Consider the following 19259-nt stretch of genomic DNA (forward strand, 5'->3'; position numbering starts at 1 on the left):
TTAATTAAAGTGCTGATTGTAACCCATTAATCATTTCATTTGTCACAAGAATTACTTCATCATCAAAAGATTGAATAACGGTACCATCTGGAATCATCATATCTCCTGGGACAATAGCTCTCTCGATAAAAACATTTTGACCAATCATTGCATCTGGCATAATGACAGATTTCTTAATAACGGTCCCTTTCCCAATAGAAACTCCCTGAAATAGGACGGATTTCTCTACTTCGCCCTCAATAGAACATCCTTCATTAATGAGCGATTCCTTTACAATTGCTTCTTGGGAGATATATTGTGGAGGCTGATTGGGATTAACTGAATAAATTCTCCAATCATAGTCAAATAAATTCAATTCACATTCATCATTTAATAGATCCATATTCGCTTCCCAAAGACTCTTGACTGTTCCAACATCCTTCCAATACCCCTTAAATGGGTAGGCAAATAGCTTCTTTTGTTCCTCTAAAAGTAGTGGAATGATATCTTTTCCAAAGTCATGGCTTGAATCCGAATTTCTATCATCTCTTTCTAAATACTCCTTCAGAACATTCCAATTAAATATATAAATACCCATAGATGCAAGGTTGTTTTTGGCATTATCTGGCTTTTCCTCAAAATCTATGATTCTTTTATCCTTATTTGTATTCATAATGCCAAATCGATTCGTTTCAGCCCAAGGAACTTCAATCACAGAAATCGTTGCGTCAGCCCTTTTTTCAATATGGTATTCAAGCATATTCTCATAATTCATTTTATAAATATGATCTCCAGATAGAATTAACACGTATTCGGGCTGATATTGCTTTAAATAATTGAAATTCTGATAAATAGCACTAGCAGTTCCCGTATACCATCTCACTTCTGAAGATTCACTATAGGGCGGTAAAACAGTTACACCACCATCTTTTCGATCAAGATCCCACGCACTTCCAATTCCAATATATGAGTTTAATAGTAATGGTTGATACTGAGTTAATACACCCACTGTATCAATACCCGAATTTGTACAGTTACTCAACGTGAAATCAATAATTCGATATTTCCCACCAAACGGCACAGCCGGCTTTGCAAGATCTTTTGTCAGGGAGTCAAGCCTACTTCCTTTCCCTCCTGCTAATAGCATGGCTACGCACTTTTTCTTTACCATTGCCTTTTCGCTCCTTCCGTTTTTTTACTGGTCTTAAGATTAAGATTCCAAAGGATGGAATCGTCAAGTCAACTGAAAACGATCTCCCGTGAAAAGGCACTTCCATTGCCTTTAATGTTTTTTTATTGATGAATCCTGCTCCACCAAATTCTTCTTTATCACTATTGAAAATCTCTCGATATTCACCAGCAGTTGGAATACCAATTTTATAATCTTGGTAATGGATTCCTGTAAAATTACAGACGATGACTAATAACTCGTCATCCTTTTTCCCTTTTCGGATAAAAGAAAAAATGGATTGTTCACTGTTATTAACATCTATCCACTCAAACCCTTCATGCATATTGTCTAATTCATATAGTGGTTTTGATCGCTTATAAATTTTCAGTAATTCTTTAACATATGCATTAACATTCCGATGCATGTCATATTCCATTAACTCCCAGTCTAATTGTTCCTGATCTTTCCATTCCGAAAACTGCCCTAGCTCAAATCCCATAAACAACAATTTCTTACCAGGATGCGCAAACATATACCCGAGTAATAACCGAAGCTGCGCAAATTTTTCCCAATAATCACCCGGCATTTTATCAAGTAAAGACTTTTTTCCGTGAACAACTTCATCGTGAGAAAACGGTAATACAAAATTTTCTGAGAAAGTGTACATAAGTGAAAAAGTTACTTTATGATGAGCGGATGACCGAGAGAAAGGCGGGGTCTTCATATATTCCAACATATCGTTCATCCAGCCCATATTCCATTTGTAGTCAAAGCCTAATCCACCATAACAAACAGGTGTAGTTACATTGGGAAAATCTGTTGAATCTTCCCCAATCATTAAGAAATCTGAATTATATTCGTGTAAGGCATCATTTAACTTCTTCAGAAATTCAATTCCATAAGGATTTTCGTTGTTTTCGAATGAATTGGGCCAATAGATGATATTAGCTACAGCATCCACCCTAAATCCATCAATATGATACGTATCCATCCAAAAAATAGCATTAGAAATGAGGAAGCTCTGCACTTCGCCCAAACCTAAATTGAAATTTGCTGTTCCCCATACTTCATTTTCACGATCAGCATGATCTTTATAAGAATAAATATGTGTTCCATCAAATTGGTATAATCCATGTGCATCCTTGCAAAAATGCCCTGGAACCCAATCAAGAATGACACCAATACCATTCTGGTGACATTGATCTACAAAAAACATAAATTCTTGGGGAGTTCCATACCTTGATGTGATAGAAAAATAACCCGTTCCTTGATAACCCCAGGACCTGTCGAGCGGGTGCTCAACAAGAGGCAACAATTCAATATGGGTGAACCCATGTTCAACCACATAGGGTATTAACTGATCAGCCATTTCTTTATAGGATAAAAAATCCCCGTTATTCCTCTTTTTCCAAGAACCTAAATGTACTTCGTAAATGACACCTGGCTCTGACAAGCTGCTCTTCTTTTCCTTTTTTTGCATCCAAATGGAGTCTTCCCACTCGTAATCCTTCAAAGAATAGACGACGGAAGCTGTATTCGGTCTAATTTCTGAATAGAACGCGTAAGGGTCTGCCTTTAAAATGATTTCACCTGATAATGTGGTAAGTTCATATTTGTATTGGATTCCTTCTAAATTCTGATCTAATAGAAGAACCCAAACACCTTCTTCATTTACTTTATGAAGTTCATAGCCCACTCCGCTCCAACTATTAAATTCGCCAACTAATCTAACCTGTTTGGCATTTGGAGCCCATACACAAAATCGTGTACATACCTTTTCGGAATTCCATAGGATATGAGCACCAAAAAGCTTATGGCTTTGAAATAAGCTTCCTTCATGAAATAAATGAAGTTGATAATCAGTTGGATATAATGTATTCACTACCATTGCTCTCCTCATCCCCATTGGAAATAATGTATTTTAAGCATTTATGTATAATTCGTGCTATTTATTATTATTCCTTGATAAACTTTTTTCACTATTTCGACAATGTTTTCGTTATGTTGACAAATAGGTTTGCATTTCCCAATATTACCCCTAGAAACAATAAGATTTGCACCACTATTTGACATAATTCTACAAAAATCTATGTTATTTTTTCAAAAATAAATCATTGCTTTAAATGAGAAAAGTGCGTAATTCTTCACAAAGTTCCCCCAAAATGGAAAAGGAAAGAGGGATAAACCCTTCGTAAATACGTTAGGTTTATCCCTCTTTATAGGTAATATTTTTTCTAATTCTAAAGTTATCAACAGGTTACTATTTTAGACGACAAAAAAAACTGATGACATTATTGTCATCAGCCTTTTTTATGACCCCTACGGGACTCGAACCCGTGTTACCTCCGTGAAAGGGAGGTGTCTTAACCACTTGACCAAGGGGCCAATAAATATGGCGGAGAAGGAGGGATTTGAACCCTCGCGCCGGTCACCCGACCTACACCCTTAGCAGGGGCGCCTCTTCAGCCTCTTGAGTACTTCCCCATATTGGCTCCGCAGGTAGGACTCGAACCTACGACCGATCGGTTAACAGCCGATAGCTCTACCACTGAGCTACTGCGGAATAATATAAATAATGGGCCTAAATGGACTCGAACCATCGACCTCACGCTTATCAGGCGTGCGCTCTAACCAGCTGAGCTATAGGCCCAAATTGGAGCGGGTGATGGGAATCGAACCCACTACATCAGCTTGGAAGGCTGAGGTTTTACCAGTAAACTACACCCGCAAATTTAAATTATTAAGATGGGGCGACTGATGGGAATCGAACCCACGAATGCCTGAACCACAATCAGGTGCGTTAACCACTTCGCCACAATCGCCACAATAAAATGGTGGCTCGGGACGGAATCGAACCGCCGACACAAGGATTTTCAGTCCTTTGCTCTACCGACTGAGCTACCGAGCCAAATAATATTTATTACTTACTTTTAAGATTCAAAATTATATCAAACTAACATTTTTTTAAAAATGGCGGTCCGGACGGGACTCGAACCCGCGACCTCCTGCGTGACAGGCAGGCATTCTAACCAACTGAACTACCGGACCATATTGCGGGGACAGGATTTGAACCTGTGACCTTCGGGTTATGAGCCCGACGAGCTACCGGACTGCTCCACCCCGCGACAATAAAAATATAAAATTTTGAGCCTGCTCAATGTGAGCGTTTGACTGTACCAATTTCAAAAAGCTTATTCAAGCAGCAGTTCAATTGGTACAACTCGCAGCATATTCAGTGAAGTATTGCTCGTTGCTCCACCCCGCGACAATAATATAATTTCTTTTTTGAAAAATGGAGGAGGAAGAGGGATTCGAACCCCCGCGCGGTGTTACCCGCCTGTCGGTTTTCAAGACCGATCCCTTCAGCCGAACTTGGGTATTCCTCCAAAATATAAGTTAATGGTGGACCTTGTAGGACTCGAACCTACGACCGGACGGTTATGAGCCGTCAGCTCTAACCAGCTGAGCTAAAGGTCCGATTAAAATATTTTTAATTTATATTTGGTAGCGGCGGAGGGGATCGAACCCCCGACCTTACGGGTATGAACCGTACGCTCTAGCCAGCTGAGCTACACCGCCAAATATATATTAAAACTAAGGTGGAGCCTAGCGGGATCGAACCGCTGACCTCCTGCGTGCAAGGCAGGCGCTCTCCCAGCTGAGCTAAGGCCCCACAATCTACTACAAAGAATGGTCGGGAAGACAGGATTCGAACCTGCGACCCCTTGGTCCCAAACCAAGTGCTCTACCAAGCTGAGCTACTTCCCGTAAAAATGGTGCGCCCGACAGGAGTCGAACCTACAACCTTCTGATTCGTAGTCAGATGCTCTATCCAATTGAGCTACGGGCGCAATGTTCTTAAAAAGATGATGCCGAGAACCGGAATCGAACCGGTACGGTAGTCACCTACCGCAGGATTTTAAGTCCTGTGCGTCTGCCAGTTCCGCCACCCCGGCATATTCAATGGAGCGGAAGACGGGATTCGAACCCGCGACCCCCACCTTGGCAAGGTGATGTTCTACCACTGAACTACTTCCGCATTGTATAAAGATGGTGCGGGTGAAGGGACTTGAACCCCCACGCCTTGCGGCGCCAGATCCTAAGTCTGGTGCGTCTGCCAATTCCGCCACACCCGCATATTCCATTAAAGGTGAGCCATGAAGGACTCGAACCTTCGACCCTCTGATTAAAAGTCAGATGCTCTACCAACTGAGCTAATGGCTCGTACAAAACCCGCTCAAAAGCTCTTCGGGATTTTCCGCATATTTTTCCTGAAATTTTATCAGAAAGTAAGAAACATGGTGCCGGCCAGAGGACTTGAACCCCCAACCTACTGATTACAAGTCAGTTGCTCTACCAATTGAGCTAGGCCGGCATAAATATGGTGGAGGATGACGGGATCGAACCGCCGACCCTCTGCTTGTAAGGCAGATGCTCTCCCAGCTGAGCTAATCCTCCATATATATAGCCTGGCAACGTCCTACTCTCACAGGGACAAAGTCCCAACTACCATCGGCGCAAAGAAGCTTAACTTCCGTGTTCGGTATGGGAACGGGTGTGACCTTCTTGCCATAATTACCAGACTATTTTCATCAGACATATATTATTATAATGCCTTTTTGCAATTTTGCAAGAGAAAATTTTCATTCCCTCAAAACTAGATAATGCAGAAGAAGTATTAAGAACGAGATCGCTTTAAAAATGGTTAAGTCCTCGATCGATTAGTATCAGTCAGCTCCACATGTTGCCACGCTTCCACCTCTGACCTATCAACCTGATCATCTTTCAGGGATCTTACTAGCTTGACGCTATGGGAAATCTCATCTTGAGGGGGGCTTCATGCTTAGATGCTTTCAGCACTTATCCCGTCCGCACATAGCTACCCAGCGATGCCTTTGGCAAGACAACTGGTACACCAGCGGTGCGTCCATCCCGGTCCTCTCGTACTAAGGACAGCTCCTCTCAAATTTCCTGCGCCCACGACGGATAGGGACCGAACTGTCTCACGACGTTCTGAACCCAGCTCGCGTACCGCTTTAATGGGCGAACAGCCCAACCCTTGGGACCGACTACAGCCCCAGGATGCGATGAGCCGACATCGAGGTGCCAAACCTCCCCGTCGATGTGGACTCTTGGGGGAGATAAGCCTGTTATCCCCGGGGTAGCTTTTATCCGTTGAGCGATGGCCCTTCCATGCGGAACCACCGGATCACTAAGCCCGACTTTCGTCCCTGCTCGACTTGTAGGTCTCGCAGTCAAGCTCCCTTGTGCCTTTACACTCTGCGAATGATTTCCAACCATTCTGAGGGAACCTTTGGGCGCCTCCGTTACTCTTTAGGAGGCGACCGCCCCAGTCAAACTGCCCACCTGACACTGTCTCCCACCCAGATATGTGGGTGTGGGTTAGAATTTCAATACAGCCAGGGTAGTATCCCACCGACGCCTCCACCGAAGCTAGCGCTCCGGCTTCTCAGGCTCCTACCTATCCTGTACAAGCTGTACCAAAATTCAATATCAGGCTACAGTAAAGCTCCACGGGGTCTTTCCGTCCTGTCGCGGGTAACCTGCATCTTCACAGGTACTATAATTTCACCGAGTCTCTCGTTGAGACAGTGCCCAGATCGTTACGCCTTTCGTGCGGGTCGGAACTTACCCGACAAGGAATTTCGCTACCTTAGGACCGTTATAGTTACGGCCGCCGTTTACTGGGGCTTCAATTCAGAGCTTCGCTTGCGCTAACCCCTCCTTTTAACCTTCCAGCACCGGGCAGGCGTCAGCCCCTATACTTCGCCTTGCGGCTTCGCAGAGACCTGTGTTTTTGCTAAACAGTCGCCTGGGCCTATTCACTGCGGCTCTTCGAGGCTATTCACCCCAAAGAGCACCCCTTCTCCCGAAGTTACGGGGTCATTTTGCCGAGTTCCTTAACGAGAGTTCTCTCGCTCACCTTAGGATTCTCTCCTCGCCTACCTGTGTCGGTTTGCGGTACGGGCACCATTTATCTCGCTAGAGGCTTTTCTTGGCAGTGTGGAATCAGGAACTTCGGTACTAAATTTCCCTCGCTATCACAGCTCAGCCTTCACGTCAGCGGGATTTGCCTCACTGACAGCCTAACTGCTTAGACGCGCATATCCAACAGCGCGCTTACCCTATCCTTCTGCGTCCCCCCATTGCTCAAACGATAAAGAGGTGGTACAGGAATATCAACCTGTTATCCATCGCCTACGCCTTTCGGCCTCGGCTTAGGTCCCGACTAACCCTGAGCGGACGAGCCTTCCTCAGGAAACCTTGGGCATTCGGTGGATGAGATTCTCACTCATCTTTCGCTACTCATACCGGCATTCTCACTTCTAAGCGCTCCACTAGTCCTTACGATCTAGCTTCAACGCCCTTAGAACGCTCTCCTACCACTGACATCTAAGATGTCAATCCACAGCTTCGGTGATACGTTTAGCCCCGGTACATTTTCGGCGCAGAGTCACTCGACCAGTGAGCTATTACGCACTCTTTAAATGGTGGCTGCTTCTGAGCCAACATCCTGGTTGTCTAAGCAACTCCACATCCTTTTCCACTTAACGTATACTTTGGGACCTTAGCTGGTGGTCTGGGCTGTTTCCCTCTTGACTACGGATCTTATCACTCGCAGTCTGACTCCCACGGATAAGTCTTTGGCATTCGGAGTTTGTCTGAATTCGGTAACCCGATGAGGGCCCTAGTCCAAACAGTGCTCTACCTCCAAGACTCTTACTACGTGAGGCTAGCCCTAAAGCTATTTCGGAGAGAACCAGCTATCTCCAAGTTCGATTGGAATTTCTCCGCTACCCACACCTCATCCCCGCACTTTTCAACGTGCGTGGGTTCGGGCCTCCATCCAGTGTTACCTGGACTTCACCCTGGACATGGGTAGATCACCTGGTTTCGGGTCTACGACCACATACTCATTCGCCCTATTCAGACTCGCTTTCGCTGCGGCTCCGTCTTTTCAACTTAACCTTGCATGTAATCGTAACTCGCCGGTTCATTCTACAAAAGGCACGCCATTACCCATTAATGGGCTTTGACTACTTGTAGGCACACGGTTTCAGGAACTATTTCACTCCCCTTCCGGGTGCTTTTCACCTTTCCCTCACGGTACTGGTTCACTATCGGTCACTAGGGAGTATTTAGCCTTGGGAGATGGTCCTCCCTGCTTCCGACCGGATTTCACGTGTCCGGCCGTACTCAGGATCCACTCAGGAGGGAACGAAGTTTCAACTACAGGGCTTTTACCTTCTACGGCTGACCTTTCCAGGTCGCTTCATTTACCCCGTTCCTTTGTAACTCCATATTGAGTGTCCTACAACCCCAAGAGGCAAGCCTCTTGGTTTGGGCTATTTCCCGTTTCGCTCGCCGCTACTCAGGGAATCGCGTTTGCTTTCTCTTCCTCCGGGTACTTAGATGTTTCAGTTCCCCGGGTCTACCTTCAATACCCTATGTATTCAGGTAAAGATACTGCTCCATTACGAACAGTGGGTTCCCCCATTCGGAAATCTCCGGATCAAAGCTTACTTACAGCTCCCGAAGCATATCGGTGTTAGTCCCGTCCTTCATCGGCTCCTAGTGCCAAGGCATTCACCGTGCGCCCTTTCTAACTTAACCTATAGACAAATGATCAGTAATGAATTTCTTCATCAGCTGGTTTGTCTTACTACTCTTATAAATAAGAGAGAAAACTAAAATGGCGATTACTCGGTTCTTACTTTGACTTCTTCTTACGATTATCTAGTTTTCAAGGAACAATACTTCACCTTGCCTTGCGATAATGACTACTCGCAGAGACAAAAAAATAAAGCTTCGAGGAATTACTCCCTCAAAACTAAACAAACAAGAAACGTCAGAGCAAACATTTTATATCTGACCCAAAGTCAGAATATATTCCTTAGAAAGGAGGTGATCCAGCCGCACCTTCCGATACGGCTACCTTGTTACGACTTCACCCCAATCATCTGTCCCACCTTAGGCGGCTGGCTCCTTACGGTTACCCCACCGACTTCGGGTGTTACAAACTCTCGTGGTGTGACGGGCGGTGTGTACAAGGCCCGGGAACGTATTCACCGCGGCATGCTGATCCGCGATTACTAGCGATTCCAGCTTCATGTAGGCGAGTTGCAGCCTACAATCCGAACTGAGAATGGTTTTATGGGATTCGCTTAACCTCGCGGTTTTGCAGCCCTTTGTACCATCCATTGTAGCACGTGTGTAGCCCAGGTCATAAGGGGCATGATGATTTGACGTCATCCCCACCTTCCTCCGGTTTGTCACCGGCAGTCACCTTAGAGTGCCCAACTGAATGCTGGCAACTAAGATCAAGGGTTGCGCTCGTTGCGGACTTAACCCAACATCTCACGACACGAGCTGACGACAACCATGCACCACCTGTCACTCTGTCCCCCGAAGGGGAAAGCTCTATCTCTAGGGTTGTCAGAGGATGTCAAGACCTGGTAAGGTTCTTCGCGTTGCTTCGAATTAAACCACATGCTCCACCGCTTGTGCGGGCCCCGTCAATTCCTTTGAGTTTCAGCCTTGCGGCCGTACTCCCCAGGCGGAGTGCTTAATGCGTTAGCTGCAGCACTAAAGGGCGGAAACCCTCTAACACTTAGCACTCATCGTTTACGGCGTGGACTACCAGGGTATCTAATCCTGTTTGCTCCCCACGCTTTCGCGCCTCAGCGTCAGTTACAGACCAGAAAGTCGCCTTCGCCACTGGTGTTCCTCCACATCTCTACGCATTTCACCGCTACACGTGGAATTCCACTTTCCTCTTCTGTACTCAAGTCCCCAGTTTCCAATGACCCTCCACGGTTGAGCCGTGGGCTTTCACATCAGACTTAAAGGACCGCCTGCGCGCGCTTTACGCCCAATAATTCCGGACAACGCTTGCCACCTACGTATTACCGCGGCTGCTGGCACGTAGTTAGCCGTGGCTTTCTGGTTAGGTACCGTCAAGGTACCGGCAGTTACTCCGATACTTGTTCTTCCCTAACAACAGAACTTTACGACCCGAAGGCCTTCATCGTTCACGCGGCGTTGCTCCGTCAGACTTTCGTCCATTGCGGAAGATTCCCTACTGCTGCCTCCCGTAGGAGTCTGGGCCGTGTCTCAGTCCCAGTGTGGCCGATCACCCTCTCAGGTCGGCTACGCATCGTCGCCTTGGTGAGCCGTTACCTCACCAACTAGCTAATGCGCCGCGGGCCCATCTGTAAGTGACAGCCGAAACCGTCTTTCAGCTTTCCCTCATGTGAGGAAAAGGATTATCCGGTATTAGCTCCGGTTTCCCGAAGTTATCCCAGTCTTACAGGCAGGTTGCCCACGTGTTACTCACCCGTCCGCCGCTAATTTTTAGGAGCAAGCTCCTAAAAATTCGCTCGACTTGCATGTATTAGGCACGCCGCCAGCGTTCGTCCTGAGCCAGGATCAAACTCTCCATAAAAGAAAGTATGAGTTTAGCTCATAGTTTACGTTGGCTAGTGTTGCTATAAGCAAACACTATATTTTTGTTTGTTTGTTGACGTTTTTGTTTGTTTAGTTTTCAAGGAACAATTTAATCAATCACCCAGAAGCGACTTTACTAATATAACACATTCGGCTTCGTGATGTCAATTACTTTTTTAAAAAAATTCTTTTTTGTTTTTTGCCTCTCTTGAAGAGGACAAGAATTAATATATCATGATATAAAAATGATTGCAATATAATTTTTAGTTTTTTTTAGTTTTTTCGTTTTAATAAATGGGCATCCAAATCATTCAACTTTTAACAAATACAATCGGCAATCCCATAGGAACCCTCCACAATACTTATTCTAAGGATCGGTTTCGCCCCTCTTCTAACCTTCCCTTTTGATGATTTCTTTATGTTTTATTTTTCTTTCATCTATTATAAAGAGTGAAATACCGGAAATAACTATCAAACCACCAAGAATTTGAGACCAGGCAGTATGCTCATTCAGTAAAAAATAAGCAAGAATTGTCGCTCCAATTGGTTCAAATAAAATTACCATTGAAATAGTTGATGCACTTAGCCATTTAATCGACCAATTAAATAATGTATGTCCAAGTAAAGTAGGGATAAGTGCAAGTAAAATAAAATAAACCCAATCGTCTGTTCTATATGGAACTAAAGGTTGTTTGCATAGCAGGATATATATCAAAAGTGTAAAAGTGCTCATAAAATAAACTACAAACGTGTATGTAATAAGGGATAATCTTTTTCTAACAGTTTGCCCAAATAACAAATAACCGGTAACGAAGGTGCATGCAACAATGGCTAGAAAGTCCCCAAAAAGGGCTGATCCACTAATTTTAAAATCCCCTATGCTAATGATACTACCTCCCACCACAGCAATTAACCCACTAGCAATTGCTTTAACTGATAACCTTTCTTTGAAAAATATATAAGCTCCGATAAAAGCAAATAAAGGTTGTAATGTAACAAGAACTGTAGAACTAGCCACTGAAGTATAGTTTAATGATTCAAACCAGAGAATAAAATGAAAAGCTAGCAAAATTCCTGCAATTGCAGAAAAAAGCCAGTCTTTTTTCGTTATAAGCCGGAGTTCAGATATATATTTTTTTTAAAATATTATTGGTATCATAAAAAGGACAGAAAAAAATAAACGATAAAAAGCAATTACCCCTGAGGGTGCGGAACAAAGCTTGACTAGAATAGCTGATGCAGATACTGAAATAACACCCACAACTAGGGCAGTGTATGGATTGATTTTTGGTTCTCCCATGATAAACTCCTTTAGAATGAAAATAAAAAATTATTGAAGTATTTACATTATTTTAGCATATATCTTTTCTAATACTCTTTATTTAGTACCGAATAACTATTACTGGATGTGATTTATAATGAATATCTTAGACACGGAAATTTTTTTAAAATTAGGAATATCGGCAGTGTTGGGACTTATTATTGGACTTGAGCGTGAAATAAAGAGGAAGCCAGTCGGCTTGAAAACTAGCCTTGTTATTTGTATAGTAAGCTGCTTATTGACCACTGTTTCGATCGAATCTGCTTACATGTTTCCTGATTCTGATAAAGTCAAAATCACAATGGACCCCTTGCGCCTTGCAGCACAAATAGTTTCTGGAATAGGATTTTTAGGAGCTGGTGTCATTTTAAGAAGGGGGAATGACAGTATCTCTGGATTAACAACTGCTGCTATGATATGGGGAGCCGCTGGTATTGGGATTGCCGTTGGGGTTGGGTTTTACTTAGAAGCAGTCGCAGGTGTTACTCTTATTATGATAAGTGTTGAGTTTATGCCTTTTTTAATGAAGATAATAGGTCCGAAGCAATTAAGAGAAAAAGAAATCATGCTACAGTTAAATATTAGAAATAAGACTCAAATTCAAGAAGCAATTAATTTTCTAATGGAAAAAAAGTACATCATTCGAAGAATCCGTATTAAGGATCTGAACGATGGAGATCACCTTGTTCAAGTTGCAATCGCGGTGGATTTTAGGAATAGAACTACAGATGTTTATAATGCTATTTCTGATTTAGATGGGGTGCATAAGGTAGAAATTGAGAGCATCAGCTAAATAGAATAGCCAATCAACTATTTATTTTTAAAAATCCGCTTGCATGAATAAAAGTATACAGATATAATCATTGATATACCGTTTCTTTTGGGGGATTAGCTCAGCTGGGAGAGCGTTTGGCTGGCAGCCAAAAGGTCAGGGGTTCGAGCCCCCTATTCTCCATTACCAAAAACCCTTGCATAGCAAGGGTTTTTTTTGTTTAGTTGATATATCGTGAACCACTACTGACATCAGTGCAAATATCTGAATTTTCCTTCTCCTTTAGAAGTAAACAATCAAAGATTTTGTCCATCCAATCCAAAAGAATTCACTAATTTTTAATATACTTACCCCATTTTGCTAGTGATTCTAGGGATGGTATCAAGTACACTCCTGCTTCAGTTAGTGAGTATTTTACTCTTGGTGCATACTTGTTTTAATTTAGTTAGGCATTAAAATTATATCGTAGATAAATGAATATTAGTAACATTAGTAAGGCTTAACATACTAGCACAGGCAGACTTACAATGACTTACTTAATGGGAACTACTGCTAGAATGATAAATAAAAGGAGTGAAAAATGTGAATTTAAAATATGAAATTATACCAGATGATAAAATTGAATACTGTAGAGATATGTGCAATGAACTCATGGCATTTCAAAAGTCGAAATCATTCATAAAACCGGAATTGTTTGACAGCATGAATTTTGACACAAGGATGATTCCTTCAATAAAAAGTGCAATATACAATTATACTGTAGTAGTAAAAGATGAAGATAAAATAGTAGGTTATGTATATTCCAATATATCCCCCAAAGAAACATATTCAAATGAATTTGCCACTTTTTTTGACCTTTCTTCTATCAGTAAGAGTAATGTAGGTTGTTTATCCCAATTTTATATTAAAGAAGAATACAGACAATACGGGATTGGATCAATTCTTTTCAATATGTCAATGAAATGGTTAAAACAATTTGATGATATCGAAGATTATTTTATCTTTGTCTCAAATGGAAATAATACCGCCTTGGAATTCTATAAACGTAAAGGTTTTTCTATTAGTCATGATATTTTGGATGGTTTTATTACCGTATTACGAAACAATAAACGGTTTGAAAATAAGATAGATATTTAATAATAATGTTCAGCTGCTTTAATGAATTCCTTTTTCACTTCTAGAATTTAAATTTTTCTTTGGGAATGATACTATTTCTATAGATATAACTCCCCTATCGGGTTCAGTAGTCGTTTTTGGTTCTTTTCAAGCTCATTAATCTACTTCTCCATTAATTCTAAATAAAAAATCTTTACTTTAAAAAAGAAACCGTTTACAATGTGATTGAATGAAAAATCTGACATTTCCAAAAGGAGGAATGTATTATGAGTGCAACATTAAATGCAAGAAACCAATCTAATTTCATAATGCAGTCCGTGGAAAATGTTTAGATGCATTTATCAAAGTTAAATTATATTTATTAATGTATTTACAACCATGGGCTGCAGCATATAGTTCATGGTTTTTATATTTTGAAAGGGACGATAATGTTCTTTAATTCCAAAACCGTGCACTCACGGTTTATTTTTTTACCCTAAAATTGTGGAGGAATAACATTTGAATTTAAAAACACTTGGCTGGAATAAATTTTTCGAAGAAGAATTTTTGAATTATAAAGAACAAGGGTTTGATGTAGGAAGAATTGCGCTAGAACATAAAAAATTGTATCGTGTTTTCAGTGAACAAGGAGAATTTTTAGCTGAAGTATCAGGTAAAATGCGTTTTAATGCATTGGAACGTGAGGATTATCCCGCTGTAGGAGATTGGGTAGTGATTTCGGCACGTCCCGAGGAACAAAAAGCAACTATACATGGGTTGCTACCAAGAAAAAGTAAATTTTCTAGAAAAGTTGCAGGGCTGACAACAGAAGAGCAAATTGTTGCCTCTAACGTAGATACTATCTTTTTAGTAAATGCATTAAATGCAGACTTTAATATTCGGAGAATCGAGCGTTATATCCTGTCTGCCTGGGAGAGTGGAGCAAATCCCGTTATTATTCTAAGTAAGGCCGATTTATGTAAAGATATCGAGAAAAAAATTGCAGAGGTTGAATCGGTTGCTCTGGGCGTACCTATCTTACCAATAAGCGCCGAAAAAAACACTGGACTAAACCTGCTTACACCTTACCTTTACGAGGGGCAAACAATCGCGTTACTTGGCTCTTCAGGTGTAGGGAAATCTACCTTGACGAATGCACTAATTGGTCATCAAAGGCAAGCAGTTAAAGAGGTTCGTGAAGGGGATGATCGTGGCCGGCATACCACTACCCACCGTGAATTAATCGTCCTTGAAAAAGGTGGTATCTTAATTGATACTCCAGGAATGAGAGAGCTGCAGTTATGGGAAGCTGATGAGGGATTAAGTCAGAGTTTTTCAGATATAGAATCACTAGCTGAGAACTGCAAGTTTAGAGATTGCATTCATAAAAACGAACCTGGATGTGCTGTCTTGAATGCGATATCCAACGGAACACTTAATTCAGATCGATATTACAACTATGTAAAACTTCAAAAGGAATTAGCATATCTACAAAGAAAAGAAAGTCAGCATGCCACATTGGCTGAAAAGGCTAAATGGAAACAACTTTCTAACAACCAGAAGAAAATTAAATATTAAATTTAGTGGCTTAGCTTGTAGCTAGGCCTTTTTAATATCTGGTTTTTTATCAACTATGATTGATTTTTGGCTCATTTAGACTCTATTCTTTTGATACCTTGGAAAAGACGTATTCAAATCCATTCTACATCCACTATATGGAGGTTTATGAATATTCACTGATTCCGCCCTTCTCTGAATATGTATTGCCTATTTTATAAAATGATGCTAACATGAAATATACTTAATAATGATCACATGTTACTAATACGATTAGGCATGGTGGTACGATAAAAAGGGGTCGCCCTTTTTACTGTATCTCCCTGCCTTTTTTCTTGTTTAAATATTCATTTTACATGTTAGCTTAATTAATCAGGCTATAATTGATAGACTTTTTACGCCCATTTCGACAGCGTTTACTTTTTTTAAGTTGTTTTTTACTAGTTCTTTTGACATTCGGTCATTTGGCCTAATTAGTTTCTTCTGAGAATTTCCCAAGCTTCAAATATTTTTACTCCTTTCATTTTAATAGTGAAACTCTTCATTCTATAATGGGTAGATTAGTCATAAAAATATTCCATTAATTAATTAAAAAATTAACATAAGAGCAAAGTTGCCATTATAATACTTACTTTTTTATCATTAATCCTCTGTTTATAAAGGAAAACAAGGAGTTGACCTCAATTGAAAATCAAAAAAATTCTAAATAACAATGCTGTTGTCGTCACAGATGGAAATGAAGAAAAAATAGCTATAGGAGCAGGAATAGCCTTTCAAAAAAGAAAAAATGATATTGTAAACGTTCATAAAATAGAAAAATTATTTGTGATGAAAGAAAATGAAAAATTCCAACAGCTTCTACTCCAGATTCCAGAAGAACACTTCGCCCTCGCAGAAGAGATTATCACTTATGCAGAAGAATACCTAGGATCAAAGTTAAATGATCATATTCATATTTCACTCACAGACCACTTATCATTTGCCATTGAAAGAGTCAAAGAAGGCATTCATCTAAAAAATAAGCTTTTTCATGAAATAAAGATTTTATATAAAAAAGAATTTGATATTGGTATGTGGGCTGTTAGACATATTGAAAAAAATGCAAAAATAAAAATGCCTGTTGATGAAGCAGCCTATATTGCATTACATATCCATACTGCTAAACTACAAGGCGGTGATATGCACCAAACAGTTAGGCAAACGGCTATCATTGGTGATATGGTGCAGGTTATCAAGGACTTCCTTAAAATAGAGATTGAAGAAGATGATATCTCATATCAACGATTAATAACCCATCTTCGATTTGCTATTACAAGAATCAATAATTATGAGATCCATACTATGGATGAAGAAATTCTTGTCATGTTGAAAAAGAAATTTTCAATCTCGTACAGATGTGCTGAAGCAGTCGCCAAAGAACTTTCTCAAAATCACGGTATCATTCTTCCTGAACAAGAACTCGGTTACATAACCATGCATATTGAACGATTGAGGAAATATTAAAACCTAATAATAATGTAGAAAGGCAACATCCTAATAAGGGTGTTGCCTTTTTCGATATAAATTTATTTAGGAGTGTCACATATCTTATAAATATAAATTCTGAATATAAAAAACCTGTGGATAATCAACTTATCCACAGGTTCTTATTTTTAATTAGCTTTTATTTACGCAGTTTAATCATTTCATCTGCTACGAACTGTACAGAAGTTCCAACAATAACTTGGATACTATGTGCTCCAACAACATTAATACCCGGTACACCTGTAGCTTTTATTTTCTTTTGATCAACTGCATTCATATCTTTTACTTCAAGTCTTAAACGAGTTGTGCAATTGTCCACGGAAACGACATTAGCATCTCCGCCAAGTCCATCATAAATCTTACTTGCCAATACGGCGAATTTATCATTTGATTTTCCTGCCATTATACTTACTTTATCATCATCATCCGTATCTTCTTCTCTACCAGGAGTCATTAAGTTGAATTTTGTAATAAGGAAACGGAATAAGAAGTAGTAAATGACAGCAAACACTAAACCTTGAACCAACAACATATATGGTTTATTAGCCAATGGCAAGCTCGAACTTAAAACAAAGTCAATAAATCCACCACTAAAAGTAAATCCTGCTGTCCAATGAAACAATGCAGCTACAGCTAATGATAGGCCCATCAACACAGCATGAACCACATAAAGTAATGGTGCTACAAACATGAAAGAAAATTCAAGAGGTTCTGTTACCCCTGTGAAGAAGGAAGCAAAACCAGCAGCAAGCATCAATGATGCCACTTCTTTTTTCTTTTTTGTTTTTGCCGTATGGTACATAGCAAGTGCAGCAGCTGGTAAACCAAACATCATAACAGGGAAGAATCCTGCTTGATACATACCGGTAACACCTTTCGTTCCTTTTCCTGCCCAAAAATTCCCAATATCATTAATGCCAGCTGTATCAAACCAGAATACTGCGTTTAAGGCATGATGTAATCCAATTGGAATTAAGAGTCTGTTTAAGAAGCCGTAGATTCCTGCACCAACAGCACCTAATTTACTAATTCCTTCACCGAATGAAACTAATCCTGTAAAAACAACTGGCCATACAAAAAGTAATGCAACAGAAACAACTAGCATTGCAACAGAAGTCATAATAGGAACAAGACGTTTTCCACTAAAGAAGGCTAAAGCATCTGGTAATTTCACATGACTAAATCGGTTATACATAAGTGAAGCAATAAGGCCAGAAAGAATGCCTATAAATGCGTTACTAATTTTCGCAAATGATGGGTCAACTTTTGCAACATCGATACCTTGCAACATTGCAACTGAATCAGGTGCAAGCAATGTTTTTACGACTAGGAAAGCAACCAAACCACTCAGTGCTGCTGAACCATCTTTTTCTTTCGCCATACCTAAAGCAATTCCCACTGCAAATAAGAATGGGATATTATCAATAATGGAACCACCTGCTTTGATTAAGAATGCAGCAACCGGGCTACCAGCACCCCAACCTGATGGGTCGATCCAATGACCAATGCCCATTAATATCGCTGCAGCTGGCAATACGGCTACAGGTAACATTAATGAACGACCAATTCTTTGTAAATATTTCATCATATCTAAATTTCCCCCTATCTAATATTTATTCTTGTTTGTATGATTTAAAAAAGTGCAAAAACCAAAAAATAGAATAATTTTTTTGTTTTACATTTTTTTCACCCTTTTCTCGTAGATTTTTTAAAATATGCTGAATCTAGTTCTCTATTTAGAGAACGGTTAAATAGCGCTTCCACTTATTACTTTTCACTGCCCGTTATAATAACGGTTTTTCCTACCTTTCCTTCTTTTTCTTCAGTAGGGGTGTACCGCTTTTTACCCTCATTACTATTCGTAATCACAATTGGCGTTACGATGCTTTTAGCGTGATTTTTAATGAATTCCCAATCAACCTCAACAAGCAATTGACCAACAGAAACCTTTTCACCCATGTTGACTGCAACTGTGAACCCTTCTCCTTTCAAAGCAACTGTTTCTAAGCCAATATGAACAAGGATTTCAGTTCCATCCTCGGTTAAAATACCAATTGCATGTTTAGTGGGAGCAACTTGAATAATCGTACCTTCCACTGGAGAACAAATATTTCCTTCTGATGGGATTACAGCAATTCCTTCTCCCATCATTTTTTCACTAAAAACTGGATCTTGTACTTGTTCTATTGGGATTATCTCTCCATTTATTGGTGCAAATATCTGTAATTTTTGTTTTTTGAAAAATTTAAATGCCATTTTGAATGACTCCTTTTAAATACTATTTATTGATAAAATAGGTGTATTTTTAGATTAATAACCACTTTTAATGTATCTAAAAATGCAAAAACACAATAAAAAGGCATGGGGGCAAA

Annotated in this window: 9 protein-coding genes, 22 tRNA genes, 3 rRNA genes and 1 pseudogene; 5 read left to right on the top strand and 30 right to left on the bottom strand. The window is 40.4% G+C overall.

What is annotated here, in order from left to right; translation table 11 throughout:
• Nucleotides 1–4: 4 nt before the first annotated feature.
• From RCG20_RS07535 to RCG20_RS07665, 27 genes and pseudogenes are all read right to left on the bottom strand, one after another.
• The gene (locus tag RCG20_RS07535) at nucleotides 5–1150 is read right to left on the bottom strand and encodes a glucose-1-phosphate adenylyltransferase (protein WP_308183618.1); all 1146 of its coding nucleotides are present in this window, start codon (nucleotides 1148–1150) and stop codon (nucleotides 5–7) included.
• A complete protein-coding gene (gene glgB / locus RCG20_RS07540) occupies nucleotides 1098–3038 on the bottom strand; it encodes a 1,4-alpha-glucan branching protein GlgB (RefSeq protein WP_308183619.1) in 1941 nt (646 codons plus the stop codon). Before glgB ends, RCG20_RS07535 begins: the two co-directional genes overlap by 53 nt.
• Nucleotides 3039–3463: 425 nt before the next feature.
• Nucleotides 3464–3535, bottom strand: a tRNA-Glu gene (locus RCG20_RS07545).
• An 8-nt stretch (nucleotides 3536–3543) separates the two neighbouring features.
• Nucleotides 3544–3634: transfer RNA gene (locus RCG20_RS07550), tRNA-Ser, on the bottom strand.
• 4 nt (nucleotides 3635–3638) lie between these two features.
• Nucleotides 3639–3713, bottom strand: a tRNA-Asn gene (locus RCG20_RS07555).
• A gap of 13 nt (nucleotides 3714–3726) precedes the next feature.
• Nucleotides 3727–3800 (bottom strand) — tRNA-Ile (locus tag RCG20_RS07560).
• 4 nt (nucleotides 3801–3804) lie between these two features.
• A tRNA-Gly gene (locus RCG20_RS07565) sits at nucleotides 3805–3878 on the bottom strand.
• A gap of 18 nt (nucleotides 3879–3896) precedes the next feature.
• Nucleotides 3897–3972: transfer RNA gene (locus tag RCG20_RS07570), tRNA-His, on the bottom strand.
• Nucleotides 3973–3982: 10 nt separating this feature from the next.
• Nucleotides 3983–4058 (bottom strand) — tRNA-Phe (locus RCG20_RS07575).
• 63 nt (nucleotides 4059–4121) lie between these two features.
• Nucleotides 4122–4198: transfer RNA gene (locus RCG20_RS07580), tRNA-Asp, on the bottom strand.
• A 3-nt stretch (nucleotides 4199–4201) separates the two neighbouring features.
• Nucleotides 4202–4275: transfer RNA gene (locus RCG20_RS07585), tRNA-Met, on the bottom strand.
• A 168-nt stretch (nucleotides 4276–4443) separates the two neighbouring features.
• Nucleotides 4444–4536, bottom strand: a tRNA-Ser gene (locus RCG20_RS07590).
• A 14-nt stretch (nucleotides 4537–4550) separates the two neighbouring features.
• A tRNA-Ile gene (locus tag RCG20_RS07595) sits at nucleotides 4551–4627 on the bottom strand.
• A gap of 25 nt (nucleotides 4628–4652) precedes the next feature.
• Nucleotides 4653–4729: transfer RNA gene (locus tag RCG20_RS07600), tRNA-Met, on the bottom strand.
• 21 nt (nucleotides 4730–4750) lie between these two features.
• Nucleotides 4751–4823 (bottom strand) — tRNA-Ala (locus RCG20_RS07605).
• A gap of 18 nt (nucleotides 4824–4841) precedes the next feature.
• Nucleotides 4842–4918 (bottom strand) — tRNA-Pro (locus RCG20_RS07610).
• A gap of 6 nt (nucleotides 4919–4924) precedes the next feature.
• Nucleotides 4925–5001 (bottom strand) — tRNA-Arg (locus RCG20_RS07615).
• Nucleotides 5002–5020: 19 nt separating this feature from the next.
• Nucleotides 5021–5106, bottom strand: a tRNA-Leu gene (locus RCG20_RS07620).
• Between the two features lie 8 nt (nucleotides 5107–5114).
• Nucleotides 5115–5189 (bottom strand) — tRNA-Gly (locus RCG20_RS07625).
• Between the two features lie 12 nt (nucleotides 5190–5201).
• Nucleotides 5202–5286: transfer RNA gene (locus tag RCG20_RS07630), tRNA-Leu, on the bottom strand.
• 15 nt (nucleotides 5287–5301) lie between these two features.
• Nucleotides 5302–5374, bottom strand: a tRNA-Lys gene (locus tag RCG20_RS07635).
• A 75-nt stretch (nucleotides 5375–5449) separates the two neighbouring features.
• Nucleotides 5450–5525, bottom strand: a tRNA-Thr gene (locus RCG20_RS07640).
• 7 nt (nucleotides 5526–5532) lie between these two features.
• A tRNA-Val gene (locus RCG20_RS07645) sits at nucleotides 5533–5608 on the bottom strand.
• Nucleotides 5609–5617: 9 nt separating this feature from the next.
• Nucleotides 5618–5733, bottom strand: a 5S ribosomal RNA gene (gene rrf, locus RCG20_RS07650).
• Between the two features lie 118 nt (nucleotides 5734–5851).
• Nucleotides 5852–8785, bottom strand: a 23S ribosomal RNA gene (locus RCG20_RS07655).
• Nucleotides 8786–9069: 284 nt separating this feature from the next.
• Nucleotides 9070–10616 (bottom strand): 16S ribosomal RNA (locus RCG20_RS07660).
• The 16S, 23S and 5S rRNA genes sit together here with 21 tRNA genes alongside, the layout of an rRNA operon.
• Nucleotides 10617–11009: 393 nt before the next feature.
• Nucleotides 11010–11918, bottom strand: a pseudogene (locus tag RCG20_RS07665) (DMT family transporter).
• 118 nt (nucleotides 11919–12036) lie between these two features.
• On the opposite strand from RCG20_RS07665, the gene RCG20_RS07670 reads away from it, so the two are divergent.
• Together RCG20_RS07670 and RCG20_RS07675 are read left to right on the top strand one after the other, a co-directional pair.
• Entirely contained in the window at nucleotides 12037–12732 is a 696-nt protein-coding gene (locus tag RCG20_RS07670) for an MgtC/SapB family protein (protein WP_308183620.1), read from the top strand.
• Between the two features lie 89 nt (nucleotides 12733–12821).
• A tRNA-Ala gene (locus RCG20_RS07675) sits at nucleotides 12822–12894 on the top strand.
• Between the two features lie 148 nt (nucleotides 12895–13042).
• On the opposite strand, the gene RCG20_RS21760 is transcribed toward RCG20_RS07675, so the two are convergent.
• Nucleotides 13043–13102 carry a hypothetical protein gene (locus RCG20_RS21760; protein ID WP_374120533.1) on the bottom strand — a complete coding sequence of 20 codons (60 nt, stop codon included), beginning with the start codon at nucleotides 13100–13102 and terminating at the stop codon, nucleotides 13043–13045.
• A 191-nt stretch (nucleotides 13103–13293) separates the two neighbouring features.
• On the opposite strand from RCG20_RS21760, the gene RCG20_RS07680 reads away from it, so the two are divergent.
• The 3 genes from RCG20_RS07680 (at nucleotide 13294) to RCG20_RS07690 (ending at nucleotide 16866) form a co-directional block, all read left to right on the top strand.
• Nucleotides 13294–13848 (top strand): GNAT family N-acetyltransferase, encoded by a 555-nt coding sequence (locus RCG20_RS07680; RefSeq protein ID WP_308183621.1) that lies wholly within the window; start codon nucleotides 13294–13296, stop codon nucleotides 13846–13848.
• 477 nt (nucleotides 13849–14325) lie between these two features.
• Complete coding sequence (gene rsgA, locus RCG20_RS07685; protein WP_308183622.1) at nucleotides 14326–15384, top strand: ribosome small subunit-dependent GTPase A; 1059 nt, start codon at nucleotides 14326–14328, stop codon at nucleotides 15382–15384.
• Between the two features lie 663 nt (nucleotides 15385–16047).
• Entirely contained in the window at nucleotides 16048–16866 is an 819-nt protein-coding gene (locus tag RCG20_RS07690) for a PRD domain-containing protein (protein WP_308183623.1), read from the top strand.
• Between the two features lie 160 nt (nucleotides 16867–17026).
• On the opposite strand, the gene nagE is transcribed toward RCG20_RS07690, so the two are convergent.
• Both nagE and RCG20_RS07700 read right to left on the bottom strand, forming a co-directional pair.
• Entirely contained in the window at nucleotides 17027–18475 is a 1449-nt protein-coding gene (gene nagE, locus RCG20_RS07695; RefSeq protein WP_308183624.1) for an N-acetylglucosamine-specific PTS transporter subunit IIBC, read from the bottom strand.
• A gap of 179 nt (nucleotides 18476–18654) precedes the next feature.
• Nucleotides 18655–19143, bottom strand: coding sequence for a PTS sugar transporter subunit IIA (locus RCG20_RS07700; protein WP_308183625.1), 489 nt, complete (start codon nucleotides 19141–19143; stop codon nucleotides 18655–18657).
• Nucleotides 19144–19259: the final 116 nt, after the last annotated feature.

The organism is Neobacillus sp. PS3-40 (genome assembly GCF_030915485.1).
Lineage (GTDB): Bacteria > Bacillota > Bacilli > Bacillales > Cytobacillaceae > JAUZPL01.

Coding starts and splice junctions, on each gene's coding strand:
- RCG20_RS07535 (WP_308183618.1), bottom strand. CDS start 1,150: ATGGTAAAGAAAAAGTGCGTAGCCATGCTATTAGCAGGAGGGAAAGGA.
- glgB (WP_308183619.1), bottom strand. CDS start 3,038: ATGGTAGTGAATACATTATATCCAACTGATTATCAACTTCATTTATTT.
- RCG20_RS07670 (WP_308183620.1), top strand. CDS start 12,037: ATGAATATCTTAGACACGGAAATTTTTTTAAAATTAGGAATATCGGCA.
- nagE (WP_308183624.1), bottom strand. CDS start 18,475: ATGATGAAATATTTACAAAGAATTGGTCGTTCATTAATGTTACCTGTA.
- RCG20_RS07700 (WP_308183625.1), bottom strand. CDS start 19,143: ATGGCATTTAAATTTTTCAAAAAACAAAAATTACAGATATTTGCACCA.